The sequence below is a fragment of the Rhizobium sp. PEPV16 genome (genome assembly GCF_008919455.1).
GTDB classification, from domain to species: Bacteria; Pseudomonadota; Alphaproteobacteria; order Rhizobiales; family Rhizobiaceae; genus Rhizobium; species Rhizobium leguminosarum_Q.
This window is the reverse complement of the sequence record NZ_VSZV01000204.1, coordinates 1-8,859: the sequence shown is the minus strand read 5'-3', so window position 1 is coordinate 8,859 and position 8,859 is coordinate 1. Positions and strand designations below refer to the sequence as shown.

11 protein-coding genes and 2 pseudogenes are annotated in these 8,859 nt (G+C 61.0%); 2 read left to right on the top strand and 11 right to left on the bottom strand.

The genetic code is table 11. From position 1 onward, the window contains the following. Position 1: 1 nt before the first annotated feature. Positions 2–502 carry a CinA family protein gene (locus tag FY112_RS05910; protein WP_020485991.1) on the top strand — a complete coding sequence of 167 codons (501 nt, stop codon included), beginning with the start codon at positions 2–4 and terminating at the stop codon, positions 500–502. Positions 503–513: 11 nt separating this feature from the next. Here FY112_RS05910 and FY112_RS05905 read toward each other — a convergent pair whose 3' ends face one another. Both FY112_RS05905 and FY112_RS05900 read right to left on the bottom strand, forming a co-directional pair. Further along, entirely contained in the window at positions 514–969 is a 456-nt protein-coding gene (locus tag FY112_RS05905; protein ID WP_094086051.1) for a type II toxin-antitoxin system RatA family toxin, read from the bottom strand. A 9-nt stretch (positions 970–978) separates the two neighbouring features. Further along, positions 979–1,341: pseudogene (locus tag FY112_RS05900) on the bottom strand (AAA family ATPase); the annotation flags it as partial. A 243-nt stretch (positions 1,342–1,584) separates the two neighbouring features. Here FY112_RS05900 and FY112_RS05895 point away from each other — a divergent pair. After that, positions 1,585–2,247 carry a class I SAM-dependent methyltransferase gene (locus FY112_RS05895; protein ID WP_245274325.1) on the top strand — a complete coding sequence of 221 codons (663 nt, stop codon included), beginning with the start codon at positions 1,585–1,587 and terminating at the stop codon, positions 2,245–2,247. 27 nt (positions 2,248–2,274) lie between these two features. Here FY112_RS05895 and FY112_RS37445 read toward each other — a convergent pair. From FY112_RS37445 to FY112_RS05850, 9 genes and pseudogenes are all read right to left on the bottom strand, one after another. After that, a pseudogene (locus FY112_RS37445) lies at positions 2,275–2,394 on the bottom strand (DNA topology modulation protein FlaR); the annotation flags it as partial. A gap of 249 nt (positions 2,395–2,643) precedes the next feature. Continuing rightward, on the bottom strand, positions 2,644–3,615 hold the full coding sequence (gene lipA, locus FY112_RS05885; protein ID WP_003559117.1) for a lipoyl synthase: 972 nt from the start codon (positions 3,613–3,615) through the stop codon (positions 2,644–2,646). A gap of 48 nt (positions 3,616–3,663) precedes the next feature. Then, on the bottom strand, positions 3,664–3,912 hold the full coding sequence (locus FY112_RS05880; protein ID WP_151517949.1) for a GlsB/YeaQ/YmgE family stress response membrane protein: 249 nt from the start codon (positions 3,910–3,912) through the stop codon (positions 3,664–3,666). Positions 3,913–3,949: 37 nt separating this feature from the next. After that, positions 3,950–4,204 carry a GlsB/YeaQ/YmgE family stress response membrane protein gene (locus tag FY112_RS05875; RefSeq protein ID WP_017960300.1) on the bottom strand — a complete coding sequence of 85 codons (255 nt, stop codon included), beginning with the start codon at positions 4,202–4,204 and terminating at the stop codon, positions 3,950–3,952. A 75-nt stretch (positions 4,205–4,279) separates the two neighbouring features. Then, positions 4,280–5,746, bottom strand: a complete 1,467-nt coding sequence (gene lpdA, locus FY112_RS05870) for a dihydrolipoyl dehydrogenase (RefSeq protein WP_017960299.1) — start codon at positions 5,744–5,746, stop codon at positions 4,280–4,282. A gap of 16 nt (positions 5,747–5,762) precedes the next feature. After that, positions 5,763–6,344 (bottom strand): GNAT family N-acetyltransferase, encoded by a 582-nt coding sequence (locus FY112_RS05865; protein WP_017960298.1) that lies wholly within the window; start codon positions 6,342–6,344, stop codon positions 5,763–5,765. A 2-nt stretch (positions 6,345–6,346) separates the two neighbouring features. Continuing rightward, entirely contained in the window at positions 6,347–6,988 is a 642-nt protein-coding gene (locus tag FY112_RS05860) for an SGNH/GDSL hydrolase family protein (protein ID WP_017960297.1), read from the bottom strand. A gap of 18 nt (positions 6,989–7,006) precedes the next feature. Further along, entirely contained in the window at positions 7,007–8,371 is a 1,365-nt protein-coding gene (locus FY112_RS05855) for a pyruvate dehydrogenase complex dihydrolipoamide acetyltransferase (protein WP_151517948.1), read from the bottom strand. 15 nt (positions 8,372–8,386) lie between these two features. Then, the coding region (locus tag FY112_RS05850; RefSeq protein ID WP_281408446.1) for a transketolase C-terminal domain-containing protein at positions 8,387–8,859 on the bottom strand (473 nt) is incomplete at its 5' end.

The following is an 8,859-nucleotide window of genomic DNA, read 5'->3' as shown; positions in this document are numbered from 1 at the left end:
GATGAGCCTTTTTCCTCAGGATATTATTTCGACGGCGGAGGCGATCGTCCGCGACTTCACGGCTGCAGGGCTGATGATCTCGACCGCCGAATCCTGCACCGGCGGGCTGATCGCAGGAGCGTTGACGGAGATTTCGGGTTCGTCCGCCGTCGTCGACCGCGGCTTCGTCACCTATACGAATAGCGCGAAGATGGAGATGCTCGGCGTGCAGGCGGAAACGCTGCTGCGCTTCGGGGCGGTCTCCGAGGAAACGGCGCGGCAGATGGTGCATGGCGCCCTCTTCCGCTCACGCGCCGAGATCGCCGTTGCCGTCACCGGCATTGCCGGCCCCGGCGGCGGATCGGCGGAAAAACCGGTCGGCCTCGTGCATCTCGCCGCCAAGTCGCGCGCCGGCACGCTCATCCATCGGAAAATGCTCTATGGCGATATCGGCCGCAGCGAGGTTCGATTGGCAACGATCAGGACGGCGCTGGAGATGGTGCGCTCGCTCCTTACTGCCTGACGCGGGTTCGCTCATCGGGCCGGCGTGTAGATCCTGTTTGCGCGCGTCTCGAAGGCTTCGGTGAACATGCGGAAGGCGCGGTCGAACATCGAGCCCATCAACGCGCCCAGGATGCGGCTCTTGAACTCGTAGTCGATGAAGAAATCGACGGTGCAGCCGCCAGATGGCGTCTCGGCAAAGTGCCAGCGATTGTCGAGATATTTGAACGGGCCATCGATATATTTGACCTCGATCACGTGTTCCGCCCGGTTCAGCAGCACCTGCGTCGTGAAGGTCTCGCGGATCGCCTTGTAGCCGACCGTCATGTCGGCAACGAGCAGGATCTTGCCGTCGCGCTCCTTGCGGCTCCTGATGGCGAGCGCTTCGCAGAGCGGCAGGAATTCCGGATAACGCTCGACATCGGCGACGAGATCGAACATCTGCTCGGGCGTGTGCGGGACGAGACGGTGCGTTTCGAATTGCGGCATAAGCGGCAATTAATCGGGCTGGCCGAGAAGATCAAGAAGCTCGCGCATCTGGGCCCGGGATTTTAGCTGAAGAACCGGTACTTCGGGGCCATGTGCGGCGATGCCCGCGACGAGTCGCGGCGCAAATTTCTCCTCGAAGGTCCAGATGAAGCGGAGGAATTCCAAATCGACCTTCTCGATACAGCCCGGGGCCATTTCGGGACGAGTGCGGCCGACCCATTTCGCCCACCGACTGATTGCGCCCCAGATGCAGACAAGCCGCGGCATGCGGACCCAGACGACGAAATCGGTGCGCGGCAATCGAATGTCCAAGGAAGACGGGTTCGTGCCGTCCATGATCCATCGTTCTTCGAGGATCCGGATGGCGATGATATTTTCGAAGCTGACCACGCAACATGCCGTATCAAATATGATCCGAAGGCTGTTGCGTCTCACTCGCCATGGTGAGCCAATAGAAATAAAACGAGTATCCTATACAATGCTCTTTATATGCCGTCTATACTCAATTTATTGAAATATTATAATTATACATACTCTAGAACCCGTATAATAATATCGCTTGCCTGCCCAATATTCACAACATATACATTGCCGAAAATTATAGGTGTGGCACGAATGAGCTTCCTGACAGAGCATTTTATCAGAAACGCACAAGATATACTTTCGGTCGGGAGCATACCGTTAGACTCGAAATTTTTACAGGCTGAGTTTTTGTCCGACCACCGATTGAGGAGCCGGCAATTCCTCTGTGATCTGTTCCCCAAGGGTGGTGTCGGCGCAGAGTTTGGCGTGTTCACCGGATTGTTCTCGACCATTCTGCTTGACCGGGCCAAACCGAAGTCCGCCTATTTCGTCGACCCTTGGTGGTTGATTTTCGGAAATTTTTATCCGGACTGGGGCATCTATACCGCCAATGGCCGGCTATCGACGAGCCGCGCCCACCATGTGGCCTCGCGACGTATCAAAAGGTCTGCGCAAGGCGCAAACGTATCGGTCCATGTCGACTATTCCGTGCCCTTCCTTGAGCAACTTCCTGACGACCATCTCGACTGGGTCTATCTGGATTCTTCGCACTCCTATGATGGCACGGCCGAGGAGCTCAAAGTGCTGCGGCGTAAAGTCAAATCGGGCGGTATCATCGCCGGCGACGATTGGCATGACGCTCTCGATCATACCCATAGCGGCGTCGCGGTCGCCGTTCGCGAAGCAGTCGGCGCTGGCGCGTTCGAGATGATCGGCAGCTACCCCGCGCTGCAATGGGCGATCCGCCGGCCCTGAGCTACATTGCAGTTGCATTTTTGATTTGATGGAGACGTAGCGAAGGCCGCTCGCTCGCGGGAGCCGCTTTGCAAGCGTGCTCTTGCCGCTGCCGGGATAGCCGCTCGCCAGGATACGGTCGGCTTCGTGTAGCGCGCAAAATCGAATGGCAACAGAAACTCAATTCTATGGCTGCTGAAACGGAGTGTTGATCCAGCCTTAAACGGGAGCCGGTCTTCATTGATGAGCGGGTAGTGGGATAACTAGAGTTCCGGGATTTGGGCCATCTTCCGGCGACTCTTGCGGGTTACACTTCGACCAGAGCCGTGAGATCCTGATAAGACATCCCCATCGACTGCCCAAAGAAAAACCGCGGCGAAAATCGCCGCGGGCGACACAAAAAGCAAATGCCGGCTCTTACTCGGCCGCCATCAATAGCTTCTTCTCGCGCGCCGCTCTTAGCCGGGCAAAGTCGTCGCCGGCATGGTGAGAAGAGCGTGTCAACGGGCTCGAGGCGACCATCAGGAAGCCCTTGCTGTAGGCGACGGTCTCGTAGGACTTGAACTCGTCGGGTGTGACGAAGCTTTCGACCTTGTGGTGCTTGCGGGTCGGCTGCAGGTACTGGCCGATCGTCAGGAAGTCGACATCGGCGGTGCGCAGATCGTCCATCAGCTGCAGGACTTCGTTTCGCTCTTCGCCGAGACCGACCATGATGCCCGATTTGGTGAACATGGTGGGATCGAGTTCCTTCACCCGCTGCAGCAAGCGAACGGAATGGAAGTAACGGGCGCCGGGGCGAACGGTCAGATAGTTGCCGGGCACCGTTTCCATATTGTGGTTGAAAACGTCGGGCTTGGCGGCGACGACGCGTTCCAGCGCACCCGGCTTCTTCAGGAAGTCGGGCGTCAGGATCTCGATCGTCGTCATCGGTGAGGCCGCACGGATTGCCCAGATCACCTTTTCGAAGTGTTCGGCGCCGCCGTCCTCCAGGTCGTCACGGTCGACCGAGGTGATGACGACGTGGGATAGGCCCATCTCCTTGACCGCCTTGGCGACGTTCTCGGGCTCGGCCATGTCGAGCGCATTCGGCTTGCCGGTGGCGACATTGCAGAAGGCGCAGGCGCGGGTACAGATTTCGCCCATGATCATGAAGGTCGCGTGCTTCTTGTCCCAGCACTCGCCGATATTCGGGCAGCCGGCCTCCTCGCAGACGGTGACGAGCTTGTGCTCCTTCACGATCGCGCGCGTCTCGGCATAACCCTTGGAGGTCGGCGCCTTGACGCGAATCCAGTCCGGCTTGCGCATGACTTCCGTATCAGGCCGATGCGCCTTCTCCGGATGCCGCACGCGCTTGGCGTCGGGATTGATCGTATCGAGGATAGTCACCATTGCAGTTTCAGCTTTCTACCGCCCCTATGCGGCAAATCTCATTCGGATCTAGCGCCGCACCAGCCGCACAAGGAATATCAACAAGCAGGCGCCGAGGAAACCCGTCACGAAATAGCCGAGCCGCCCGCCGACCACCTCGAGATGAAACTGCGCGAGGATGGCGCTTGCGACGACCGAGCCGACAATGCCGAGCACGATATTCAGGAAAATCCCGTATCGCGCTTCCATCAGCTTGCCAGCGAGCCAGCCCGCAAGCCCGCCGATGATGATTGCCGAAATCCAGCCGACGCTTTCCATGCCTTCCCCTACCCTCAAGTTGGCCCTCAGTTACGCTTCAAGCGACCGCTCTCGCGATCAGAACCACGATGATGGCGCCGACGGTGGCGTGGATGATCTGCACCACCAGCGCGTTTTCAATGCCCAGCGAAATGCCGAGCGTGCTGAACAGATAGCCGCCGACGAAGGCGCCGATGATGCCGCTCAGCAGGCATCTTATCAGCCCGCCGCCACCGACGACCAGGCTTGCAAGGAAGCCTGCAACCAGGCCGATCAGCAAAAACACCAGCAACGCCTGCGTCTCCATAGACATGATGATTTCCTTTCGTTTTTTCCACCCCTGGGGATGGCTTTGCCACCCAGGGATAAAGGGCAGCTTCGGAAATTCTCAAGCGTTCAGCACACGGCCGTAAGCATCGAGCACCGCTTCCTTCATCGTTTCGGACACAGTCGGATGCGGGAAGATCGTGTGCATCAGCTCTTCCTCGGTCGTTTCGAGGTTCATCGCGACGACGAAGCCCTGAATGAGCTCGGTGACTTCGGCGCCGACCATGTGGGCGCCGAGCAGTTCGCCGGTCTTCTTGTCGAAGATCACCTTCACCATGCCCTGGTCTTCGCCGAGCGCGATCGCCTTGCCGTTTGCAGCGAAGGAGAAGCGGCCAACGCGGATGTCGCGGCCCAGTTCCTTGGCTTTGGCTTCGGTGATGCCGACGGAGGCGACCTGCGGATTGCAATAGGTGCAGCCCGGGACCTTGCCCTTGTCGGTCGGATGGACATTCGGCAGGCCTGCAATCTTTTCGACGCAGACGACGCCCTCATGTTCTGCCTTGTGCGCCAGCATCGGCGGGCCGGCGACATCGCCGATCGCATAGATGCCGGCGATATTGGTCTTGCCGTAGCCGTCGATGACGACGCAGCCGCGGTCGGTCTTAACGCCGAGCGCCTCGAGACCGAGGTTTTCGATATTGCCCTGAACGCCGACGGCCGAAATCAGCCGGTCGGCAGTGATCTGCTGCACCTTGCCATCGGCCGTCTCGACATGGGCGGTAACGCTGTTCGTGGCCTTGTCGACCTTCGAGACCTTGGCGCTGGTGAAGATCTTGAGGCCGCGCTTTTCAAGCTGCTTGCGGGCGATCGCCGTTATCTCGGCATCCTCGACCGGCATGATGGTCGGCATGACCTCGACGACGGTCACATCGACGCCCATCGAGCGATAGAAGCTGGCGAATTCGATGCCGATCGCGCCGGAGCCCATGACGATCAGCGACTTCGGCAGCACGTCCGGCTTCAGCGCCTCGAAATAGGTCCAGATCAGCTTGCCATCCGGCTCGATGCCGGGCAGCGCGCGCGGGCGGGCGCCGGTAGCAATGATGATATGCTTGGCGGTATAAGTGCCCTCGCCGCTCTTGACGTTCTTCGGCAGCGGATGCTGCGGCTCGACGACCGGCTTCGACGACTTGCCGACGACGATCTCGCCCGCCTGGGTCCCGGTCGAAGCCTTGGTGATCTTCGCTTCGCCCCAGATGATGTCGATCTTGTTCTTCTTCATCAGGAAGCCGACGCCGGCATTCAGACGGGCGGAGACGGCGCGCGAGCGGCCGACGACGGCTTTGGCATCCGGCTTGACCGTGCCTTCGAGAACGAGGCCGTAATCCTTGAAGTGATTGGAGTGGTCTAGTATCTCGGCCGAGCGCAGCAGTGCCTTGGTCGGGATGCAGCCCCAGTTCAGGCAGATGCCGCCCATATGCTCGCGCTCGACGATCGCAGTCTTGAGGCCGAGCTGGCTGGCGCGGATGGCGGCGACATAGCCGCCGGGGCCGGAGCCGATAATGATGACGTCGTAGGATTCAGCCATGTGTTTCCTGCCTTTGTTACGCTGCGCTGCGGGTCATGAGCACCCACGCATGTCTCTTGCTGTTTTCGAAGAGCGGCACGGCATCGGCGCGCGCAGCCTCCAGGAATCCGTTTCTTCCATAAAGCGACAAAGCCGCTTCGTTGTCGCTGGCGGTGATCAGGCTGACGGGCCGCCGATCCGCCCTGTCGATCTGATCGTCGAGCAGCCTCTGTCCGATGCCGATGCCGCGCAGATGGCGATAGACGCCGAGACTGCCGATGAACCAGCTTCCGACCACCGCCTTCTGCAAGGCAAGCATCGGTGCGGTCGCCGGAACCGTCGCCTCGATATCGCCTATCCCCTCACCCAGCGCATGGCCGATCGCCACACCCGCGACCTCGCCATAGGCCTCGGCAATGACGGCATCCCGCCAGCCGCCGACAGCCTCCTCCTCGCCCATCTTCAGCCGGCCCAGCTCCAGCGGCGTGTCACTCACGCCGTTTTTCACACCGGCAAACCAGAGCCAGGAGGCAAAACCGCGCGATGCGATATCCGCCAGAATCGCCAACTCCGAAGCATCCCGCCGTGAGGCCTGCCGGAGGGCGATGAAGGAGGTCATGCTCAGATCCCCAGCATCATCCGCACGATCGATTCCAGCCCGCGCCCAAGCGCACGCGTATTCTCCGCATCGAGGTGAATGCCGTCGATCGGTGTGGTCTTGGCGACGGAATTGCCGTCGAAGAAGCCACAACCGAGTTCGTCGGCAAGATCACGATAAAGCGTTGCAAGTTTTGCCGATTCCTCGATGCCGCCGGGAAACGATGCGGCGAAGGGCACATTGCCCGTCGCGCGGATCGCCGGCGGCGCCACGATCAGAATCTCCGGCCCATCGAATTCGAAGGGCCAGGCATGATTGCGGATCAGCCGCACGAGCCGGCTGATGCCCTGGCATGCGGCAAAAGCCGAGCCTGCCACGACCGGCTTCATGTCATTGGTGCCGAGCAGAAGGATGACGAGGTCGAGCGGTGCATGTGTCTGCAAAATCGTCGGCAGGATGCGCGCACCGTTGCGGTCGCAATCGGCGAGATGGTCGTCGAAAGCGGTGGTGCGCCCGTTCAAGCCTTCGGCGATGATACGCGCGTCACCGCCGAGCGCTGCCTGAAGCATGCTCGGCCAGCGATTCTTGTAATCATGACGGCCGATCGTCTCGGCGTCATAACCCCAGGTCAGCGAGTCGCCATAGCAAAGAACGGTCTTGGTCATTTCCGCCTCGTGCCGCTATCAGACAAGCATGCCCATCGGGTTCTCGATGTAGCCCTTGAAGGCCTGGAGCAGTTCGGCGCCGAGCGCGCCATCGACGCAGCGATGGTCGGTCGAGAGCGTGACCGACATCACGGTGGCAATCGCCATTTCGCCCTTCTTGACGACGACCCGCTGTTCGCCGGCGCCGACCGCGAGGATCGTCGCATGCGGCGGGTTGATGACGGCTGAAAACACCTTGACGCCCATCATGCCCATGTTGGAGACCGAGCTGGTGCCGCCCTGATATTCCTCGGGCTTCAGCTTGCGGTCCTTGGCGCGCTTGCCGAGATCGCGCATCTCGTTGGAGATCACCGACAGCGTCTTTTGCTCGGCCTTGCGGATGATCGGCGTGATCAGGCCGCCGGGGATCGAGACCGCGACGCCGACATCGGCATGCTTGTGCTTGACCATGTTGTTGTCGGTCCAGGAGACGTTGGCATCCGGAACGTCGCGCAGCGACAGCGCCATGGCCTTGATGACCATGTCGTTGACCGAGAGCTTGTAGGCCGGAGCGCCGCCATCCTTGCGCGGGGCCGCATCGTTGAGCTGGGCGCGCAGCGCCAGCAGCGCATCGAGCTCGCAATCGACGCTGACGTAGAAATGCGGGATCGTCTGCTTGGATTCGACCAGACGCTTGGCAATCGTCTTGCGCATGCCGTCATGCGGCACGAGCTCGTAGGAGCCCGGTTCGAAGAGCTTGAGCACGGCCTCCTCGGAAGCGCCCTTCGGTGCAGCAGCGGCCGACGCCGGCGCGGCAGCCTGCGGGGTGGCAGCGGGTGCAGGCGCAGCGGCAGCCTTGGCGCCACCGCCGGCAACGGCGGCCTCGATGTCGCTCTTGACGACGCGACCGTGCGGGCCGGAGCCTGCGACAGCCGAAAGGTCGATACCGGCTTCCTTGGCCAGACGGCGGGCAAGCGGCGAAGAGAAGGTGCGGTTGCCATCAGCCGAAACCGATGCGGGTATAGCGGCGGGTGCGGGTGCTGCAGCCGGAGCGGACTGGGCCGGAGCCGGGGCAGCCTCGGCCTTCGGCGCGGCCGCACCGTCTGCCTTCGGCGCTGGGGCGGCGGAACCCGCACCACTTGCGGCAGCGGAGACATCCTCGCCATCGGCGGCGAGAACCGCGATCAGCGCATTGACCTTGACGCCTTCGGTGCCGGCCGCAACGACGAGCTTGGCAACCGTGCCTTCATCGACGGCTTCGACTTCCATTGTCGCCTTGTCGGTCTCGATCTCGGCGATCACATCGCCGGACTTGACCTTGTCGCCTTCCTTGACCAGCCATTTCGAAAGGTTGCCTTCCTCCATGGTCGGAGAGAGGGCGGGCATCGTGATATTGATCGGCATCGAAACACCCTCCCCTTATTTGTAGCAAACAGCCTTCACCGCATCGACCACTTCGCCGACGTTCGGAAGAGCGAGTTTTTCGAGATTGGCGGCGTAAGGCATCGGAACGTCCTTGCCTGCGATCGTCAGGATCGGCGCATCGAGATAGTCGAAGGCCTGCTGCATGACGCGGGTGGCGATTTCGGTGCCGACGGAGGACTGCGGATAACCTTCCTCGACGGTGACCAGACGGCCGGTCTTCTTCACCGATTCGATCACGGTCGGCAGGTCCATCGGGCGGATGGTGCGAAGGTCGATCAGTTCGACGTCGATGCCGAGCTTCTCGAGTTCGGCGACAGCCTTGGTAGCATAGCTCATGCCGATGCCGAAGGAGACGACCGTGACGTCCTTGCCCGGACGATGGATGCGCGCCTTGCCGATCGGCAGGACGAAATTGTCGAGCTTAGGCACATCGAAGTGCTGGCCGTAGAGAATTTCGTTTTCGAGGA

What these genes read in the sequence shown, in the direction of transcription:
- FY112_RS05910 (WP_020485991.1), top strand. Translation starts at nt 2, where the DNA reads ATGAGCCTTTTTCCTCAGGATATTATTTCGACGGCGGAGGCGATCGTC.
- FY112_RS05905 (WP_094086051.1), bottom strand. Translation starts at nt 969, where the DNA reads ATGCCGCAATTCGAAACGCACCGTCTCGTCCCGCACACGCCCGAGCAG.
- FY112_RS05895 (WP_245274325.1), top strand. Translation starts at nt 1,585, where the DNA reads ATGAGCTTCCTGACAGAGCATTTTATCAGAAACGCACAAGATATACTT.
- lipA (WP_003559117.1), bottom strand. Translation starts at nt 3,615, where the DNA reads ATGGTGACTATCCTCGATACGATCAATCCCGACGCCAAGCGCGTGCGG.
- FY112_RS05880 (WP_151517949.1), bottom strand. Translation starts at nt 3,912, where the DNA reads ATGGAAAGCGTCGGCTGGATTTCGGCAATCATCATCGGCGGGCTTGCG.
- FY112_RS05875 (WP_017960300.1), bottom strand. Translation starts at nt 4,204, where the DNA reads ATGTCTATGGAGACGCAGGCGTTGCTGGTGTTTTTGCTGATCGGCCTG.
- lpdA (WP_017960299.1), bottom strand. Translation starts at nt 5,746, where the DNA reads ATGGCTGAATCCTACGACGTCATCATTATCGGCTCCGGCCCCGGCGGC.
- FY112_RS05865 (WP_017960298.1), bottom strand. Translation starts at nt 6,344, where the DNA reads ATGACCTCCTTCATCGCCCTCCGGCAGGCCTCACGGCGGGATGCTTCG.
- FY112_RS05860 (WP_017960297.1), bottom strand. Translation starts at nt 6,988, where the DNA reads ATGACCAAGACCGTTCTTTGCTATGGCGACTCGCTGACCTGGGGTTAT.
- FY112_RS05855 (WP_151517948.1), bottom strand. Translation starts at nt 8,371, where the DNA reads ATGCCGATCAATATCACGATGCCCGCCCTCTCTCCGACCATGGAGGAA.